Annotated in this window: 9 protein-coding genes and 1 pseudogene; 5 read left to right on the plus strand and 5 right to left on the minus strand. The window is 64.7% G+C overall.

Annotated elements, in window-relative coordinates; genetic code table 11:
* Positions 1 to 59: 59 nt before the first annotated feature.
* The 5 genes and pseudogenes from CCR94_RS15890 to CCR94_RS15910 form a co-directional block, all read right to left on the minus strand.
* Positions 60 to 575 carry an RNA polymerase sigma factor gene (locus CCR94_RS15890; protein WP_104508828.1) on the minus strand — a complete coding sequence of 172 codons (516 nt, stop codon included), beginning with the start codon at positions 573 to 575 and terminating at the stop codon, positions 60 to 62.
* Positions 572 to 1,330 carry an STN domain-containing protein gene (locus tag CCR94_RS15895; RefSeq protein ID WP_146090040.1) on the minus strand — a complete coding sequence of 253 codons (759 nt, stop codon included), beginning with the start codon at positions 1,328 to 1,330 and terminating at the stop codon, positions 572 to 574. The genes CCR94_RS15890 and CCR94_RS15895 overlap by 4 nt, the downstream gene beginning before the upstream one ends.
* Before the next feature lie 173 nt (positions 1,331 to 1,503).
* Positions 1,504 to 1,845 carry a FecR/PupR family sigma factor regulator gene (locus tag CCR94_RS24625; RefSeq protein ID WP_158254789.1) on the minus strand — a complete coding sequence of 114 codons (342 nt, stop codon included), beginning with the start codon at positions 1,843 to 1,845 and terminating at the stop codon, positions 1,504 to 1,506.
* Positions 1,846 to 2,121: 276 nt separating this feature from the next.
* Positions 2,122 to 2,350, minus strand: a pseudogene (locus CCR94_RS15905) (ATP-binding protein); the annotation flags it as partial.
* A 70-nt stretch (positions 2,351 to 2,420) separates the two neighbouring features.
* Complete coding sequence (locus CCR94_RS15910) at positions 2,421 to 3,107, minus strand: transglycosylase SLT domain-containing protein (RefSeq protein WP_146090042.1); 687 nt, start codon at positions 3,105 to 3,107, stop codon at positions 2,421 to 2,423.
* A gap of 21 nt (positions 3,108 to 3,128) precedes the next feature.
* On the opposite strand from CCR94_RS15910, the gene CCR94_RS15915 reads away from it, so the two are divergent.
* The 5 genes from CCR94_RS15915 to CCR94_RS15935 all read left to right on the plus strand — a co-directional run.
* Positions 3,129 to 3,755 carry an STN domain-containing protein gene (locus CCR94_RS15915; RefSeq protein WP_146090043.1) on the plus strand — a complete coding sequence of 209 codons (627 nt, stop codon included), beginning with the start codon at positions 3,129 to 3,131 and terminating at the stop codon, positions 3,753 to 3,755.
* A complete protein-coding gene (locus tag CCR94_RS15920) occupies positions 3,748 to 4,350 on the plus strand; it encodes an RNA polymerase sigma factor (RefSeq protein ID WP_104508833.1) in 603 nt (200 codons plus the stop codon). The genes CCR94_RS15915 and CCR94_RS15920 overlap by 8 nt, the downstream gene beginning before the upstream one ends.
* Positions 4,334 to 5,374 carry a FecR family protein gene (locus CCR94_RS15925; RefSeq protein ID WP_104508834.1) on the plus strand — a complete coding sequence of 347 codons (1,041 nt, stop codon included), beginning with the start codon at positions 4,334 to 4,336 and terminating at the stop codon, positions 5,372 to 5,374. Before CCR94_RS15920 ends, CCR94_RS15925 begins: the two co-directional genes overlap by 17 nt.
* A gap of 152 nt (positions 5,375 to 5,526) precedes the next feature.
* The gene (locus CCR94_RS15930) at positions 5,527 to 18,645 is read left to right on the plus strand and encodes a filamentous haemagglutinin family protein (protein ID WP_104508835.1); all 13,119 of its coding nucleotides are present in this window, start codon (positions 5,527 to 5,529) and stop codon (positions 18,643 to 18,645) included.
* Positions 18,646 to 18,775: 130 nt separating this feature from the next.
* Positions 18,776 to 19,946 (plus strand): IS256 family transposase (locus CCR94_RS15935; protein WP_244594101.1); only part of this gene is annotated, 1,171 nt, incomplete at its 3' end.

Genomic DNA, 19,946 nt, shown 5'->3' on the forward strand with positions numbered 1-19,946 from the left:
GGCTGCGATTGCAGACGCTCTTACTTCTAAGACGTTTCCCGACGACCGCATGTGCACGCTCAATCTTCCAATTCTTTGTAGCGCGCAACACAATGTTCGAGGGCCAACTGAAGCTCTTTCGCAACGAGACGCAGGGAAACACCCATCCGGTCCGCGATTTCCTGACGGGACGCATTGCCGAACCGCGCCGCCAGAAAGATCATTCGTCTCCGGGGTGGAAGCTCGTCCACAATTGCTTTGAACGCCTCCAGGTCCGACCGTGCGAGTATTGTTTGTTCCGGCGTCGGCATATCGTCGGCGACTTCAAGCAGGCTTTCGGTATCCACAGCCGATATGGGGCGGCGCTGCTCCATCCGGCGCTGATCCCCCGCCACGTTCAACGCGATGCGGAAGAGATAACTGCGCGGACTTTGGACGACGCCGATCGATTCCGTGCGCGCCAGGCGCAGCCACGTATCCTGCATGGCGTCGCCTGCAAGATCGGCCGAGCCGAGGCGTTGGGTCAAACGCGCCTTCAGATCGTCGTAACGTTCGAGGAACAGACGACGGAGATTGGACAATCCATGATCGGTCATCGCCCAATCCCGACCGGTCCGAGGGGGGGATCTATATTGTCGCAGGCCGTCATTTGAGACTCTTGCGGCACGATCAACATCAGGACCGGCGACACGAAACCGGCCGGGGGCGACTCACTCACCCGCACGCTGCGCAGAGCAACATCAATCTTTTGGTCGGAATCAAACGCGCCGGTAGACCCGAGACGCTGGGTCTTCTGGACGGCGCCGTCTGGTGCGATCCAGAACACAGCGGCGAAACGGTAGCGGCCTGGCCGCACATTGCGAGATCGGCACAATGTATTCAGAAGACTTGCCTGTATCAGCCCGTAGTAGCGCCGCTGTTCCGGCGATCGAACCTGCTGGCTCGTCGGCTGATTGGCTGTCGATACCGGCAACAGCACGAACGTGGTCTCCTCGACGAACTCAGCCGCCAAACCGGTGCCAGACAAAAGCTTGCTGAGCGCTTGATCCGGCGAAAATGTTCCACGAACGTCACCGGATACTCGCCCGACCGCCAGGCTCGCGTCGAAGAGGGCCTCGCGTCCGGTCGCATCGCCATAGCGGCCGAGTGCGGTGTTGAGCGATTGCGAGGGGATATTGAACTCGATCGGCGCGATCGTCGGCCGTGTTTGAGCCATGACGAGATCGGACACCGCCACCATGCTTGCCACGGACAATGCGCATGCCCCGCACAGCCGCCACAATGTAGCCGGTGCAGCTACAACACAACTCGTATAATCCGGTCTCAGTTCGGCTTCGGCCGGCTGACGCATTACCTCTGTCCCCGCCCTGGCAGATCGGGACAGCAACTCCAGCTTCCTAGCGCTACGATCTGCCCGCTGACGGTAGAAATTGCGCGTCAGCGCGCACCCCTAGCCAACGCGGGGTTGATGCTAATAATCTAACATTACGGTTTGACGACAACCGGCGCCGCCGCTTCCCCTGCTTACGCCCCAGCGTGGACCATGGTGACCTCATCGTTCAGGCGCATTGGGGGCGGGCGGCTGGACGTCCTCGCTGATTTTCTGGCGGAGTTTCGGCCCTTGGGCACGCCGCCGTAACACTCCCATGCCATCGAGGCGGGATCGATGGCGACGCGCAAGCCGAGCCCAAGCTTGCGCCAGCGCTTGGCCGCGACTGTGAAGGCTGCTGCGTGGTCGGCATCGCGGTAACGCCAGCGCCGGAAGTCCTCGGCATCGACCGTCGTGGCCTCGCCGGCAACAACGCGGGCGATCCAGTCATGGGCCTCGTTGGCGAGGCGCGCGTCGTGGTCGTCCTGCCGCGTCATGTCTCGCCGCCGTCCGTTTCGCTTCTCCATACAAGTCTGATCGACGCATGCAGCGGCTATGAAGAGGGAGTGAAGGATGCTCATGGCAAAGGGGTAACACCCCTGTTTTCACAGATGGTCGCTTTGCATGGACAGGACGCCAGCGCCGTTGCGCAGCAACTCAAGCGCCTTGGTGCGTCGGTTGATGACGATGGGTCTCTCATGGGATGTCAATCGGCGTCCAAAATTGACCCCTCCAAACAGCGCGCGCGGTGGGGTGAGTGATGGGTCTTTGGGTCAGGCGCGGTTTTTCAGCCGCCAGCTTTCGTTGCCGGTCTCGACAATGTCGCAATGGCGCGTGAGCCGGTCGAGCAGCGCCGTCGTCATCTTGGCGTCGCCGAACACTGTCGGCCATTCGCCGAAGGAGAGGTTGGTGGGGGACGACGATCGAGGTGCGTTCGTAAAGGCGGCTGATCAGGTGGAACTGCAACTGACCGCCGGATTGCGCGAAGGGCGGATGACTGAGGCGGAGTTTGACCGCCTGTTTAAGGTACGCCCATTCCTCCCTGAATATTTTGCTGGTCAATATCGCGATTTTAGCCAAGCCCCTTCGCCGTTTGCTGGGTCAGTTGCATCGGCCCCTTGACGCCCGTCTGCGAGCAGGCGCAGGAATTGAATCGCGCTTCCTGGTAGGAGACGGTGAGGGCCAGATCGACCGGCGCGCCGTCGTTCTGAGCCGCAGCCGAAATCATCTGCACATTGCTCGATTGGCTCTGCATCGCCGCTCCAACGTTTGACGATCCAAGCGCGCCGGGGTTGGACGTGAAGCCGTTCGGACATTGCGAGGCGAGCGGTGTATTGTTTTTGAGAAGCGCATCGCCCGATGGGCAATTACTCGCAGACGCGACGCCAGCCAAGAGCAAGGCGCCGATGAAACCGCCAAAGCGCTTCATTTCAGGCTCCCGCGCCAGGAAAATTGTCGCAGGATGCCGCCAAACGGTGTGCCTGCTGTCGTTAAACCGTGATATTTCCTCGTTAGCGTCCATTTCCAATAAGCTCTCGTGGGAACGCGATCCGATCTTGGCCTTCATCAGCAGGTTCATGCCATGACTGACCAGGGTCGTCATGGCGCGGGCGGTGTTGGACGATGCGTGGCAGTGGGGGGGGGCCAGTCTATTGCGCGCACACTCCCTGTCGGGGACAGGCTTGCTGTCGGGGGCAGCCGGGCTCGCGGCGGCTTTACCGCATTTGTCATTGCAATATCGCTGGTTCTCGCTTCCCAAGACCAAGCTTGCGCGCAGCCATTGCTAAATTCGGTTTCGCTTCCGTTTGATATTCCCGCGCAATCGCTGGCGCCGGCGCTCGGGGCCTTCAGCGCTGCGTCTCATCTTGAGCTTTACTACGAAAGCAGTCTGGTGGAAGGTCATCGATCATCGGCTGTGAGTGGTTCCTTCTCACCGGACATTGCACTGGGGCGGCTATTGCGGGGGACCGGCCTGTCCGTCGAGTCGTTTGTGCCGGGAACCGCCACCATTCTGCCGGCGCGACCTGCCGCGCAGGCGCAGGATTTGGCTGCGCTCAAGAGCAAAACGGTCGAATTCTCCTCCTACTTCAGTCGCATCCAGGTCAGCCTGCGCGCCGCATTCTGCAAAAGTCCCGCCCTTCAGGCAGATCCGTCCGAGCTGATTGTTCGGCTTTGGATCGCGTCGTCAGGGGCCATCGCGCTTGCTGAGTTGCGCCAGCCGACAGGGGTAGAAGAACGCGATCGCGCCTATGTTGCTGCGATGCGCAGTCTTGTCGTCGGCCAAGCCCCACCGCCGGACATGCCGCAACCCGTGACGATTATGGTTTTGCCGCGGACATCACGCGCGGCGGCGCAATGTCCACCAGCCGATAGCGCCGCTTCTGGTAGAGTGCTCGTTCATGAGTGATGTGAGCCAGGCGACGACATTGCGCTGTGCGCTGGTTGATCAGTACGACGAGTTAAAGAGAGTGCTGACACGCCGCCTTGGTTCGGAAGATCTGGCAGGCGAAGTCCTTCAGGAAACCTACCTGAGACTGGCTCGACCGGCGCGGATCGGAGCCATTGCAAGCCCAAAGCAATATCTTCTGACGATTGCCACCAACATCGCCCGAATGCGCTTTCGGCGTGAACGGCGGTCGGATAATCTGTCTGATCTGGACGCTGCTCTCGGTTTTATCGATGAAACGCCGGGGCCGCTGCAAAATCTGGAGGCCCGTCAGGAGATTGAGGTCTTGCAGCAGGCCTTCGACGAGTTGACGCCGCGGCGAAAGCAAATCGTCTTTGCCGCGCGCGTGGGCGGCGCCAGACTTCGTGATATCGCGGAGCAAATGGGGATTTCGCAGCGTCTGGTCGAAAAAGAACTGAAAGCCGCATTAATTCACTGCGGGGCGCGCTTGAACCGAGATATCGTTCAGCGTTTCGGTCCCGGTGCATCCCAAGCATCGAGAGAACAAGCGACCTCGACTGCAGCGCACGAAGACCAAGATGACGAAGCGCGATGAGCTTGATCCGGTGACGCTGCAACCGGCCAACATTGACGATGCGGCTCACGCCGACGTCAATCCGCTTCAGCGCGAGGCCTATGAGTGGATCGCGAGGTTCATGGCCGGGAGCATGACGTCGGCGGATCTCGACGCAATGAAGTCCTGGTACGGACAAAGCCGCGCGCACGCTGCGGCCTATGCCGAGGCCCGCCGTATGTGGAACGCACTGGGCCTGGTCGCGCATGCGCCCATGGACGAGACTGAAGGCGTGAGGCGAGCGAGCCGGGACGCTGAGCGCTTTCCTGGACGGATCGTCGCCCCCATGGGGCGTCGCGCCGTGATCGGCGGCGCGTTGGCCGCGACCGCGATCTATGCATTGGTTAAGCCACCGATGGATCTGTGGCCGTCCATTTCCGAATTGCGGGCGGATTATCGAACCGGCGTCGGAGAGCAACGGCAAGTGACGCTTGCCGATCATTTATCGCTGCATCTCAATACCAGGACGAGCATCGCCATTCGATCGCAGACTGCTGAAATGACGCAAGTCGAATTGATTGCCGGAGAGGCGGCGTTCTCGACAGGCGGCTCAACGGGTGAGCTGACCGTCATCGCCGGGGCCGGTCGCATCCATGCGACGGATTCGGAATTCAATCTGCGGTGTGATGGCTCTGACGTCTCGATCGCTTGCCTAAGCGGAAGTCTCGCCATCGCTCGAGATGGTCATACCGTGCAGTTGGTTGCTCGCCAACAGGCAGGTTATGGCGACCGAGGGATCGGCTCCATTTCAGCGGTCAATGCCGATCATGTGACGGCGTGGCTACAGGGGCGTTTGGTCTTCGAGGGCACACCGGTCTCGCAGGTGATCGCTGAGATCAATCGCTATCGGATGGGGCGCATCTTGCTGATGAATGAGAAGATCGGCCGCCGGTTGCTCACGGCGCAGCTGTTATCAACCGAAACCGATAAGATCGTCATTCAGATTGTGCATATTTTCGGTGCAAAAGCCCGCGCCTTGCCCGGCGGCGTCATTGTTTTGACCTGACCCCGCGACCGGCCGAATTCGCGCAACGTGGCCGGCTTAATTTAATTTTTTCTCCAGGAATCGTTCGGTCGAGCGCAGCGCCGTTCATCTCACCGGTAACATGCGCTCGCCGTGGCGCCTGACGAGATGATTCCTTGCCGAGAAGGTCCGCCATGCACCGCCGCGCTGCCGATGCGACGTCGTTCTCCTCCGGGCGATCCGCCCGTCACGCATGGTTTCTCACGGGGGTGAGCGTCGCCGCGATGCTGACGGCGTCGCCAGACGCCTCGGCGCGACCGCTCGGAGGTTCGCCGCTGTCGATTTCGCCGTCGCAGGCCGCAGTCGACGCATCGCAGGCCGACGCCGCCGCGGCGGCGCAAGCCGGAAAGCAGGCGCAAAGCGCCTTGAGCCGCGCCGCCAGCGCCATTCAGGCCCTGCAGGCCATGCAGGCGGCCGCGCGCAACGCCGCCGCGACCTCCCCGCAGGCGGCGCCGAGTGGCGTTACAGACGGATTGCAAGCGGGAGGACTGGACCGGGCGACCGGCGCTGGCGCGACCTGGATCGGCGCCAACCTGCCGACGCAGACGCTTCAGGGCGGCCGAAGCCAGGTCGGCATCGCCCAGACGCAGAAAAACGCGGTGCTGACCTGGCGCACCTTCAATATCAGCGGGCAGACCGATCTCAGCTTCGATCAGCAAGGCAACCGCGACTGGGTCGCGCTCAACCGCGTGATCGATCCAAACCTGGCTCCGAGCCGGATTCTCGGCGCGATCAAGTCCGACGGGACCGTTCTGGTGATTAACCCGAACGGCATCATCTTCGGCGCCGGCGGCCAGATCAACGTCGGCAGCCTGATTGCGTCCACGCTCGATGTCGGACCCTCGGCGATCTACACCACTGTCAGCGGCGCGCAAAAGGCCATTCCGACCGACCTTGCCTGGCGCAACCAGAACTTCCTGCAGAACGGGCTTTTGGGTTACGATGCCTCCACGGGGCCCAACAACAATAACGGGGACCTCTCGACCTTCGCGCAATTTTCAGCGTTCAGCGTCCCCCGGACCGGCCCCGGCAACAATCCGACGACCGTCGTCCCCACCACCGGGACGATCAGCGTCGCCCAGGGGGCCTCGATCGTCGCCGCCGATGGCGGTCGTGTTCTTCTCACCGCCCCCCATGTCGCCAATGCGGGGCGGATTTCCGCCCCGGCGGGACAGATCATTCTCGCCGCGACCGACTCGGCCCTGCTGCTGACGCCATCAACAGGGGCGACCGGAGACGCCGCGCCGCTCTACGGCGCCCAGCCCGATACAAACGTCCGTGGCCTCGCGCCATTCGTACAGGGCGGGAGCAACGCGTCCGGCTATTTTGTCTGGAACCAGGCCGGCGGGCTGATCGATGCGGATCGCGGCAACATCACGCTCGTCAGTCCGAACCGGAACACTTACTTCACGGTCGGAGGCGCCAGTTACAACGATGGCGTCCTCTCCACGACGACGAGCGTCTCGCGCAACGGTTCGATTACCATCGACGGCAGCGATGTCCGCCTGGGGGTCGGCGCGCTGCTGGCGATTCTCCCTGACGGCGGAGGAGAGACCATTCCGCAGGATCCGACATCACTTTCCGCCTACAAGCCCTCCGCGATCAGGATCGGCGAAAACGCCAACACCATCGAGATGCAGTCGGGCGCCTTCCTGTTCGCGCCGGGCGCGAACGCGCAATTCGGCGCAAGCGTGCTTCGGGGGTCGAGCAGCGTCCCTCTCAATCAAAGCATACTCATTGACGCCGACGCCGAGATCAATGTCGCCGGTCTGACCGACGTCCAGGCGCCGATCAGGCAAGTCCAGATCGTGATCGATCCGGCCAAGAAAAACGAGTTGCGCGACAGCCCGTTATACCGCGATGGCTTCCTGAATGGCGCCGCCATCTATCTCGATCCGCGCCGCTCCGGCGTGCGCGCCGACGGCGTGGCCTGGATCGGCTCGCCGCTGATCGACGCCACGGCCTATTATCAGCTTGTCGGCCTCAGCGCCGACCGGTTGATGACCAGGGCGGGCAATGTCGCCTTCGGCCCGGCGGCGAACGCGGCGGCCGGCGCCCTGCAGGTCTTCAACACCCCCAACGTCTATCTCAGGGCAGGATCGCTCATCAACACGTCCGGCGGCTGGACCCGTTTTCAGGCCGGCGCGATCCGCACCACCAAGCTGATTGATCAGTTCGGACGCATCGTCGATATCGGCGATGCCGATCCGAACGCGGTCTATGTCGGAATCGCCGGGGGCTTCACGCGCCACCACGCGCACTGGGGCCTCACCGAGACGTGGACAGATCCGCTGCGGATGAACAGTCAATATGTTCCGGCCTATACCGAAGGCCGGGACGCCGGCGCTTTGACGGCGACCGCCGCGACGCTCGTCCTCGACGCCACATTATCGGCCCAGGTTTACGCCGGTGACCGCCAGCTTGCCGATTCGAAGGCCGGCGCCGGTACGTCGAGCGTCACCGGCGACCTGCGCGCCGTGCAATCGTCGAGCGGCCAGTTGCCCGCGGGCGGCGCGCTGATCGTCAACGGCGTCTCGGATGCGATGATCGCCCACTCCGCGCCGGTGGCGCCGGACAGCGCCTATGACGGTTGGACGCGCGGCGCCATTGCCGCCGACACCGGAAAATACATCGCACCGACCCCGGCGACGGGGCCGGTGATGCCCGCCAGCCGGAGCAACATCCTGTTCCTGACCGACGGGCTGCTGTCGAATTCCGGCCTCAGCCAGGTCTCGCTCTCCACGCTTGGCAAGATCACAGTCGATTCCAGCGCCGGCGTCACGCTCAATCCTGGTGGCGTGTTCGGCTTGACCGCCGGGCGCAGCATCGCGATCAACGGCGACGTCTCGGCGCCCTCCGGCCGGATTTCGCTGGAGACCGCCTATATACTGGGAAGCGGATCGCTGGTCGGTCCGAACGTCGGCAAGATTGCGGCGTTGGGCGATTTCGACATCGCCGTCGCCGGCGATCTCTCGGTCGCGGGCCAATGGGTCAACGAATACACTGCGCCGCTGAATTACATCCAGAACAGGGCCTGGAGCAACGGCGGCGCCATCTCGATCAAGGCCGCAGCCAATATTCTGCAGAAGCTCGACAACAGGGGCAACGCCTTCGCGGTCACCAACCTGCCCGTCGATACTTCGACTTACTCGGTTATTGATATCGCCAAGGTGCGGGACATCTCGGGCAGTATTCTTGTCGGCGCCGGCTCGACCCTCAACCTGTCCGGCGGCGGCCGAGTCGATCGCAAGAGGAATGTCGACCTCTCGGCGAAAGGCGGCAGCCTGTCGCTGTCGATGAATGTCGGCTACTATCAGACCGATCCCGACAACCACTTCCCAGGCTTCCAGGTCGACGCAACCATCGGCCCCAATCAATTCGAGGGAACCTCGATCAACCCGGATCGCGTCAACGCGCATCTGGTGCTCGATCCAGCGGCCATCAAAGCCCACGGCCTCGGCGGCGGCGGCGACTTCACTCTGGTGACGCCAGAATTTGCATTGGGAACCCAGCCGGCTTCGGTCGGCGCGGCGCTGCCTCTCGATTTCTTTTCAACCGCCGGCTTCGCCAAATACAACATCACCTCGACCAAGACGGAGCTGACGCCCAATACCTTCAACAATGGCATTGTCGGCAACAACGCCTTGCTGGCGGTGCAGACAATCACCATCGGCGCCGGCCAGACGCTGGCGCTGCAGCAGTCGGTGCTGCCGAACCTGTTCAGCGCCGACCTGCAGCAATCGCTGCTCGCGCTCGACAGCGGCGGCGACATCAACACCTTGCTGACGGCGTCGGCGCCGGCCGATGCGTGGAATCAGCGCGCGGTCAGCCTGGTGCTGGGCGGGGCGCTGGAGCTGCGGGTCGCGCAGGGCGGCAGCGTCACCGGCGCGGCCGGCAGTTCGCTGATGGTCGGCGCGCTGTTGAACGAGGGCTCGATCCGGATCGCCGGCGGCTCGATCACGCAGCAAATGGTGCTGCCGCGCATCTATGCGGCGGCCGCCACCTCGGCCGCCAGCGGCCCGTTCGGCGTCCATGCCTTGTCCGACATCTTCACGATCAGGGCCGACGGGGAAATCTATCTCGACGACGCCAGCCGGTTGAGCGGGATCACGAACATCACTCTGGCCGCCAATCGCGCCATCTACAAGGCCGGGGTTCTCGACCAGGGTCAAGGCGTCGTGCTCGCCGCCGGCAGCGTCACCGATCTGTCCGGCGCGGTGATCCTCAATCCGCTCGCCGCGGATCGGAGCGGCAGATCGATCGCCGCCGGCGTCGTCGTCGGCGGCGGCACGCTGGCGACGATGCCGACGATTGCCACCGATACAACGTCGATCACGTCGCCGATTCGCGTTGGCGGCGCCCTCATTGCGCGCCCCGGCGCGGTGCTCGATCTGTCCGGCGCCGCCGGCGCCTTCGATGTTCCGGCCTCGCGGTCCGGCTTGCGGCCCGCAGGTTATGTCAGCACACCGGTTTGGAGCGACGCCGGCGCCTTGTCCGCCGGCGCGGGCGCCACGCTGACCGGGGCCACCATCCATGCCCAGGGCGGCAGCGCCGATGCGCAGGGCGGCGCGCTGCAGTTTCTCAACCCGATCTTCACGCAACACGATCCGGCGGCGCCGACGGCGAACGTCATCTCGGCCGACATGTTGGCTCAGGCCGGCTTCGACACCTTCGTCGCGATGGGCGACATCACCTCTCAGGGCGATGCAAGGGTGGGGCTCGACCGCGCTTTCTTCCTGCTGCCCAAACCTTTCAGCGGGCTGGACTCCCTGAAGGCGGCGACGTTCACCTCGGTCATTTCCACCGGCGGCGCGCTGGCGATCGAAGCCCCCTATATCGCGCTGCAGAACCAGGTCGATCAGGCCGCGCTCGTCACCACCGGAACAGCGGCCGGCGGCAGCGTGACTTTCCGCGCCGGCCAGATCGACATCACCGGCACGGTGCTGTTCGACAAATCGGTCGCCAATGCGACCTTCAATGCCAGCGGCGACATCCGCCTGACCGGCGTGGCGCCGTGGAAGGTGACCTATTCGGGCGTCACCGCCAGCACCCCGTCGCTCAGAGGCATGATCGCGGCCAATGGCGATCTCACCATGATCGCGGGGCAGATCTACCCGACCACCGGCTCCAGCTTCGCCATCACCTCGGCGGCGGCCAACGGCGCCATCACCATCGGCCGCAGCAGCGCGGCCACGCCCGCGACGCCCTATTCGGCCGGCGGCAACCTGCTGATTCAAGCGGCGAACATCATCCAGGGTGGCGTCATCCGGGCGCCGTTCGGCACGCTCACGCTCGGCAGCAATGCGGCGTCCACCGCGAAAACCACTGACTTCACCACGACCTATGCGCCGGCAACAAAAAGCGTTGTCCTCGCCAATGGCAGCATCACCGGCGTCTCGGCGAACGGATTGTCGATTCCCTACGGCGCCACGACCGACACGGTCGAATGGTATTTTGCTCCGACCAGCAACAACGCCTTGACCGCGCCTCCCGCCAAGGCGCTGAGCCTCAATGGCGGCATCATCACGCTCGCCGCAGGCGCCGCCATCGATCTCTCCGGCGGCGGCGACGTCTATGCCTATGAATTCGTCGCCGGCACGGGCGGTTCCCACGACGTTCTCAGCCAGTTTAATTCCGACCAATACAGCGGCAACAAGATCAACGGCGTCGGCTATCAATACCCCGATGGGCGACAGGTCTATGCGATCGCGCCGGGGCTTTCGAATGCGCCGGTCGCGGCCTACGATCCGATCTATTCCGCAAATTATCCCAGCCTGACCGCGGCTTCCGAGGTCGGCAAGCGGGTCTATCTGTCCGGCGGCAACGGAGTGGCCGCGGGCTGGTACACGCTGCTGCCGGCGCAATATGCGATGTTGCCGGGCGGCATGCGGGTGGTCGAGCAGACCGGCGCGAACTACGTCACCCCCGGTCTCTCTGTGGCCCAGGCCGACGGCTCGCTTCTGACTTCGGGATACTACGGCGACGCGCTCTCCGGCGCCTCGCAGTCCCAGCTCCGGCTGTTCAGCGTGCAGTCGCAGGATGTGATCCGGTCCTATTCCAAGATCGTGCTGACCTCCGGCAACAATTTTGCGATCACCAAGGCGACCGGCAATGGCGCTGTCGTCCCGCGCACCGGCCTCGACGCCGGCCGGCTGGTGCTGAACCCGGTCACGGCCCTGAGCATCGAGGCCAGCGTGATGGCGGCTGCGGCGCCCGGCGGGCGCGGCGCGCAGGTTGATATCAGCGGCAGCAATATCGACATCGTCTCCACACTGGCCGCCGCGCCGAACGACGGCGCCATCCACCTCACCGCCGCCGGCCTGAACCGGCTGAACGCGGAGAGCCTGCTGATCGGCGGCGTGCGCACCGACAATGCCGACGGCGCCACCAGCCTTGCGCTCACCGCGCGCAGCATCCTGGTCGCCAACGACGCCGCCAATCCTCTGGTGGGACCGGAAATCCTGCTTGCGGTCGATGACGGCTCGAGCGGCAGCATCGCGTCGAGCCTCACGCTGAATGATGGCGCGACAATCATCGCCACCGGCGCGCTGAGCGACCAGCGCGCTGGCGCCTATGTCATCGACGGGCAGATCATTACCAACATTACCCTCGACTTCTTTGGCAACAAGCAGACCAATTATCTCTCGCCCTCCCAGATCGCGATCGGCGCATTCCTACGAGTCGCGAATGGTCCGCAGCGCGTGGTGCAGCGGCTGCGTACGCCGGTGTCCGCCACCAATCCCGGCAGCCCGGCGGGGCTCGCCGCCAATCTCAATGTCGGCAACGTGACGCTGCAGGGCAATGCGATCGGCCTCGACACCTCGCACAATGCCGCCATCGCGAGCGGCGCGCAGTTGCGCGGTCAGGACATCGCCTTCGGCGCCGGCGCGCTGGCCTTTACCAGCGGCAACGTCGCCGCCGGCGCGCTGGCGATCACGCCGCAATTGCTGGCGGTGCTGTCGCAGGGCAGTTCGCTGACGCTTCGCTCGCAGGGCTCGATCGGCTTCGACGACGGCAGCTATTCGTTCGGCGCCATGACCTTCGACGCGGCCACGCTGGAGTCGCGGCAGGGCGGCTCCGTTACGATCAACGGCACGCGACTGCAATTGACGAATTCAGGCACGGCGGGCGCGCCTGTCACCGGCGGCGGCGCGCTCTCGATCGCCGCGACCGAAATCTGGATCGGCAGCGGCACGCTCGCGACCGCCAATTTCGCGAGCGTCAGCCTTGCCGCGGCGAACGGCATGTTCTCGACCGCCGGCAATGGCGTGATCGATGTGGGGTCAGCTAATCTGGCCCTGGTCACGCCCTATATCGGCGACCGCGCCGTGGCCGGTACGGGCTCGAAGTCCGCGACCACGGTGACGCTGCGAACGACCGGCGCGGTGAACGTCAGCAATGCCGGCACAACCGCCATCGACGTCGCCAACCTTCCGGGCATTCCCGGCTCATCGCTGACCATCGCCGGCAACAGCGTCTCGATCGCCGGAACGCGTCTGCGCGCCACCGCCGGTTCGCTCACCGTGAATGCGGGCGGCAATCTCGTGCTGTCGAACGGCGCTGTGCTGGAAGCGCCGGGCTACAGCAAAACCTTCGGCGACGCCGCCGATCCGCAGACCGTGTCGGCGCCCGGCGGCGCGCTGTCGCTCGTGGCGCTCGGCAGTGGCGGCATCGCGCTCGGCGATGCCTTGCTGTCGGTCGGCGGCGGCGCCGGCAATGGCGGCAATCTCAAGCTCACGACCCCGAACGGCGCGGTCGACTGGGGTACGGCGGTTCTGAACGGCAAGGGCGGCGCGGGAGCCAAGGGCGGCAGCTTCGCGCTTGACAGCAATGGCAGCATCGATCTGGTCGCCATGAACGACCGCGTCGTCGCCAACGGCTTCACTGCCGGATTCGACGTGCGCACCCGCAGCGGCGACATCGTGCTTGCCGCCGGGCAGGTGCTCAAATCGGGCGCTGTCAAGCTGACCGCCGATGGTGGCTTCGTCACCATTGGGGGCACCATCGACACCTCCGGCGTCAATGGCGGCGACATCGAACTCTATGGTGTCAATGGCGTCACGCTGCAAGGCGCCGCGCGACTCGACGCCCATGCCAGCGGCTATGCTGCCGACGACACCCGGCAGGCCAAGGCCGGCAACATCACCCTCGGCGCCGACTTCCTGACCGGGCGCGGCGTCATTCAGGCCGACGGCAGCGTCAAGGGGACCACAGCCGACAGCGGCAGCATCGCGATCAATGCGGGCGCGGCGATCGACGCCTCGGCCAGCCGCCCGGGCGACCGGCTGGTGCGCGTCATGCGCAACGGCGCCGTCAACTATCAATATGTGCAGGGCGACCAGGGCGGCATCGTCAGTTTTCGCGCGCCGGTTGTCACCGACGGCAATGGCGACAAGACGGTGAACGTCAGCGTCGCATCGGCAGGCAGCATCAAGGGCGCACGCGCCATCGATCTTGAAGGCTTCAAGCGTTGGGACCTCGCCACTGTCGCCGCCAGCGGCCTCTACAGCGGCGTCACCCGCGACGCGACGACCAACACGATCACGCTCGACGTGACCGCCGACCTCGACACCGCCAATCCCAACGGCGCGACAACCAGCGTCGGGAAACTGAACTTCCTCGGCGACAACGGCGCAGGCACGGTGGTCGAATTCGTCCAGGGTTTCGATGTCTCGGCGGCCCATGGAAACCTCGGCGGGCTCGACGCGCAGGCCAATTTCAACGCCCGGCCCGGCGTCGAGTTAAGACACGACGGCAACATCACGCTGGCCTCGAACTGGAATCTCGGCGCCGGCGCGGTCAACGTGACGGCCGCCCAGGCCGCCGGCGCGATGGCGACCGATTCGTTTAGCGGGCAGGATTACGTCGTCGTCGGCCGCGAGGCCGACCTGCTGGCGAACTACACCACCATGACCTACCGCGTCGGCGGCAGAGCGACCGGCGCCGCGCCGCTGGTCTCGCTGCGCGCCAGTGGCGATCTGCATCTCCAGGGCAGCCTGACCGACGGCTTCTTCCAGTTCCGCGATCAATATGACGCGACCTATCAGAGCTATCTGTACGCCAAACGCTCATCTGACACGACCCTGTTGCTTGGCGCTTGGCAGGGCGCCAATGGCAGCAGCTATGTGAGCTGGCAAACCTATCTAGACAATCCGGCGACCAATTTCGATCCGAATGGTTATTTTGGCGGAAGCAATTTGATCTTCGATACGCAGTATTGGGGCGGTCAGAGCATCGATCAGCTCACCCCGAACCCTGCCAGCGGCGGGCCGCTGCCGAGGCCGACCATTCCTTTCAGCGCGGTCGGGAATTCGCCAGCGGCTCAGGGCACCGGGGCGGGCGGCGTCGGCGACCCGCTCGCCAGCGCCGTGGTCATGCCATTGCTGCCCAACGGCCAGATCGTTGCGTCTTCCGATTATCGGCTGACGGCGGGAGCTGCGTTGTCCAGCGTCGATCCGCTGCGCATCGCCGCTGCCTCTGCCGGCAATCTCCTCGTCGATGGCCCCAAACCTCAGACGATGTATATCTCGCCGGCAATGATCGGTGCTCCCGGCGGCCTTTTGGTCGGGGCGGACGACATCCCCGATGGTACTGGAGTGCTGGGCCCCCTGTTCCGGGCAGGACAGCCCGGCTTCGACGCCTATCTGCAGAACCTGATTCCCGGCCTCTCCGGTGACGCCGCGATCACCCTGCAATACGCATCAGACGTTCCGCCAAATCTCGCCACCTTCATCAACCAGACCCTTGCTGCAGATCCGAATGCTCACGTCGTCAACTGGACGGATCCAAACTACTACAACCATCAGGTAACGATCTCCGTTTCCCTGTTCTCTCAATTCCTGCAACAATATCCCGGCGGTTTCGGCGGCGCCCAAAAGGTGGCCATCCCGCTGCTTCCCCAGACCGTGGTGCGCACCGGCGCCGGCAGCATCCGCATGGCCGCCGCTGGCAATGTCGATCTGACCGGCGGCAGCGCCATTCAATACATCAAGTCCGACGGCAGCGCCGACACCACGCCCGATATCAGCAAAGGGCAGTTGGGCGGCGCGGCGGTCTACACGGCCGGCCATCCCGTCGCTTCGATCTCCGAGGTTCTGCCCGATCCGGCGACCGGCGCTGCCGTCCAGATCACCGCGCTGGCATCGACGACCTCGATCTTCAGCGCGCCGCCGGTGTTCACCTATGGTGTGACGGGAGACGGCGGGAGAAGGGACATCGCCAGCGTGGTGATCGCCGACACGATGCAACTCGTTGGCGGCGGCGACATCGGCGTGACCGCCCAGGGCGACGTGCTCGGCCGTCGCGACCTGTCGTTCGGCGTCCTTGCTAACAATCGGAACGCCAGCTGGCCGCTATCGCCGTGGATCGGGAAGGTGACCTTCCTGAACGGATCGCTGCCTGCGCTCGCTTACGATCAACCGTGGCGGATCGGCAGCGTGACGCAGGACGCCACGATGGCGTCGATCAATCCGCAGCTGTTCCGCGCAGGCATCGGCGCGCTGGGCGGCGGCAATATCCGCATCGATGCGGGCGGCAAGGCGTCGGATATCCTCGCGGTTGCCGATACGTCGCTTGTCACCGGCGTGGCGACGATGAATGGCAGCGCCACCAAAGTGTTGCTCACCCTGGGCGGCGGCAACGTCGCGATCCGCGCCGGGTCCGACATTCTGGGGGCGCGGATCGATGCGCCGAGCGGCGAGGCGCGGCTTTCGGCGGGCGGCAGCATCGGCGACCTTCCGGTCATGACCGGATTTAACAGCATCGCCTATCAAGATCCCGCCAACAAATGGCATTATGCCGATGTCCCGATCGTGCTGAACAGCGAAACCCAGTTCCGGATCGACGACGCCACCGTCGATCTGGCGGCGGGTGGCCGCATCAGCATCATGGGCATAGGCCAGCTCGACGGCTTCTATTCGGATCGCAGCGCATTGAACATGGTGGCCAATAGCGCGATCACCGTGTCCAACTCCGGCATGGTGGCGCCGGCTTTGTCAGGCATTCGGCTCGGCGCCTATGCGATCTATCCCGGTACGCTGACGCTGGCCTCGCTGCTGGGCGATGTGAATCTGCGCACGCTGGCGTCACCGGTCGGCTATCTTGGCGCCGCAGCAAATTCACCGCCGGAATATAATATTGGCGCGCCGAACGCGATTCTGATGGCGCCGAGCCCCGTGGGACAACTCGGCATCCTCGCTGGCGGCAACATCGGGCCGACGCAGATCGCCATGCTCGACTCCGATCCCTATTATCTGCCGGGGCTGTTCACCCTCGGCGGCAATGTCCTGTTCGACAAGTCTTTCACCGTGCTTCCCGCGAATGCCTATTATCAGTTCGATTTCCCGCGGGTGATCGCCAGCATGAGCGAGGCGCAGCTCGAACGGCTGCACAATGCCGCGACAACCCATGCCGGCGACGAAAAGCCGGTCCACATCTACGCGGGCGGCGATATCGGCACGGCGGTCAAGGGCGTGACGCTCTCGACGCCCAAGCAGGCGCGGATCGAAGCCGGGCGCGACATCGTCAACATGGTGTTCTTCGGCCAGAACCTCAGCCCGACCGACGTGACGCGGATCGTCGCCGGCCGCGACCTGATCGCCACCACGACGCTCGTCGCTTCCCAGAATCTCAGCCTCCAGCCCAACGGAGATATCAGTGGCCCCGCCGTGCCGGCCAAACCCGTTGTGCAGGGCAACACCTTCATCCTCGGCGGTCCCGGCGACCTGATGGTGGAGGCCGGACGCAACATGGGGCCGTTCCTGAACTCCGCCGAGATCAAGGACTGGAACTTCTCGGGGACCGGAGACGGCAATTACCTCCCACGAGCCTCGGGATCGACGCTGCGCTTCGGCGAGGGCATCGTCACCGTGGGCAACGACTGGAATCCCTATCTGCCGGCGGCGGGCGCCAACATCACCGTGCAGTTCGGCACGGCCAGGGGCGCGGATTACGATGCGCTGCGCGACGCCTATGTGGCGCCGGGCGCCGCGGCCAACGAACTCGGCGACTATGGCGCGAAGCTCGTCGACTGGATGCGCAAGCACGCGGCGGATATTCTGAAGGCGGAGTTCGGCGCCGGAGACATCACCGAACAGCAGGCCTATCAGGCGTTCCTGACGCTGTCGCCGTTGCGCCAGCGGCTGTTCCTGATCAATGAGGTCTATTTCGACGAATTGCGGGCGCCGTCGATCAAGGACGGACCGTCCTACTTGAAATATTCGCGCGGCTACGCCGCCGTGAACACCCTGTTCCCGGCCTCGCTCGGCTATACAACGAACGGGTTGCAAGGCGGCGCGAATGACGGCGCCATCGTCCATGCCGGCGATCTCGATCTGCGGCTGGCCGCCATCGAGACGGTGAATGGCGGCAATATCAATATCCTCGGACCCGGCGGCCGCGTGCTGGCCGGCTCGGTCGTCAGCACCGCGCAGCAGGCGGCGCGGCGCAACTATGCGGGCTACGCGCTACAGACCCCGCAAGGGGGAATGGTATCGCCCATCGCCGCAATTCCGCCGGGCTATGAAGGCGTCCTCACCCAGCGCGGCGGGTCCATCAACACCTTCACCGACGGCGACTTCCTGCTCAACCAGAGCCGGTTGTTCACCGTCAAGGGCGGCGACATCACGATGTGGTCGTCCAATGCCGATCTCAACGCCGGGCAGGGCGCGAAGACAACGCCGAATTTCCCGCCAGTCGAAGTCCGGATCGGCGAGAATATGTTTGCCGCGGTCGATCAGGCCGGAGCCACGTCAGGCGCGGGCATCGCCGCGCTGCCGCCAGATCCCGGCGCCGACGCGCCGAACGTCTATCTGCTGGCGCCGCGCGGCGCGGTCGATGCCGGCGATGCCGGTGTGCGCGCCGCCGGCAATCTCTTCGTCGCGGCGCTGCGCGTGGTCAACGCCGACAATTTCAAGGTCGGCGGAGCAACGACCGGCATTGCCACGGTTCAGGCGCCCAACATCGGCGGCCTGATCGAGGCCTCGACCGCGAATGCCACGACGCAACAGGCTGCGGCGCCCGCCCAGAACGGCGGATCAGACCGGCCGTCGGTCATCATCGTGGAGGTGCTCGGCTATGGCGGGGGCTCCGGAGAGACGCCGAACGACGGCGATGCGGATCGCCGTCGCAACCGCCCGGACCAGCAGACCTACGACCCAAGCAGCCCTTATCAGGTGCTCGGCGTCGGTGAAATGACGGACGAACAGGTGGCAGGTCTCGCTGCGGAGCGGCGGGCGTCCGTCGGCAGTCAGTAAGCAAATAGATTCCGTCGATGCCGGCATCGGCGGGTGTCGATGAACCGCGCCCGCCCCGACAAAAACGCTGCCGATCTTCACTACTGCCGAGCCCATGATGTCGGCTTTTCCGGTCTCACCGACTGAACTTATGCGGCATGGCGCTTGCCCGGGAGAATCAAGCTGCGATGTCGCCCATGAAGCGATCGACCTCGGCGCGCTGGCGCCGGGCCTGTTCGTCGAGTTGCTGCGAGGCGGCGCGAACGTGGTTCGCGGCGACCTTGGCTTTGCCGCCGAGCGGCTGATGGAGATGGAGGTCGCCGGCCTGACCGGCGCCGACTATGGCGAGAAGAGCCCCGAGCGCCTCGCCCAGCGCAATGGCTATCGGGCGCGCGACTGGGAGACGCGGGCCGGCACGGTCGAACTGCGCATCCCGAAGCTGCGCAAGGGCAGCTATTTCCCGGGCTTTCTGGAGCCGCGCCGCATGGCCGAGAAGGCGCTGACCGCCGTCATTCAGGAGGCCTATATCCAGGGCGTTTCGACGCGCTCGGTCGACGATCTGGTCAAGGCGATGGGCATGAGCGGCATTTCCAAGAGCCGGGTCAGCCGGCTGTGCGAGGAGATCGACGGCAAGGTCAAAGCCTTCCTCGACCGCCCGATCGAAGGCGACTGGCCCTATCTGTGGATCGACGCCACCTACGTCAAAGTCCGCGACATCCGCCGTATCGTCTCGGCGGCGGTGATCATCGCGGTCGGCGCCAACGCTGATGGCCGTCGCGAAGTGCTGGGCATGGACATCGGTCCCTCAGAGGCCGAGACTTTCTGGACGGATTTCCTGCACAAGTTGCGCCGCCGTGGGCTGCGCGGCGTCAAGCTGGTGATCTCCGACGCCAACGATGGCATCAAGGCGGCGGTGTCGAAAGTGCTGACGTCGAGCTGGCAGCGCTGCCGCGTCCACTTCATGCGCAATGTTCTCGCCCACGCCACCAAGAGCGGGCGACGCGTCGTGTCGGCCTTCGTCGCCGCCGCCTTCGCCCAGGACGACGCCGAGGCCGCCCGCGGACAATGGCGCAAGGTGGCCGACCAGTTGCGGCCAAAGACGCCCAAACTCGCCGCCTTGATGGACGAGGCCGAGGCGGACGTGCTCGCCTACATGGCGTTTCCGACGGCGCATCGGACAAAGTTGCACTCGACTAATCCGATCGAGCGCCTCAACGGCGAAATCAAGCGGCGCACCGAAGTCGTCGGCATCTTTCCCAACGAAGACGCCATCACCCGCCTGATCGGCGCGATCCTGCTGGAAGCCAACGATGAATGGGCCG

Origin of the sequence: Rhodoblastus sphagnicola, from assembly GCF_002937075.1 — a bacterium.
GTDB lineage: Bacteria > Pseudomonadota > Alphaproteobacteria > Rhizobiales > Beijerinckiaceae > Rhodoblastus > Rhodoblastus sphagnicola.

Coding starts and splice junctions, on each gene's coding strand:
- CCR94_RS15930 (WP_104508835.1), top strand. CDS start 5,527: ATGCACCGCCGCGCTGCCGATGCGACGTCGTTCTCCTCCGGGCGATCC.
- CCR94_RS15895 (WP_146090040.1), bottom strand. CDS start 1,330: ATGCGTCAGCCGGCCGAAGCCGAACTGAGACCGGATTATACGAGTTGT.
- CCR94_RS15925 (WP_104508834.1), top strand. CDS start 4,334: ATGACGAAGCGCGATGAGCTTGATCCGGTGACGCTGCAACCGGCCAAC.
- CCR94_RS24625 (WP_158254789.1), bottom strand. CDS start 1,845: ATGACGCGGCAGGACGACCACGACGCGCGCCTCGCCAACGAGGCCCAT.
- CCR94_RS15920 (WP_104508833.1), top strand. CDS start 3,748: ATGAGTGATGTGAGCCAGGCGACGACATTGCGCTGTGCGCTGGTTGAT.
- CCR94_RS15890 (WP_104508828.1), bottom strand. CDS start 575: ATGACCGATCATGGATTGTCCAATCTCCGTCGTCTGTTCCTCGAACGT.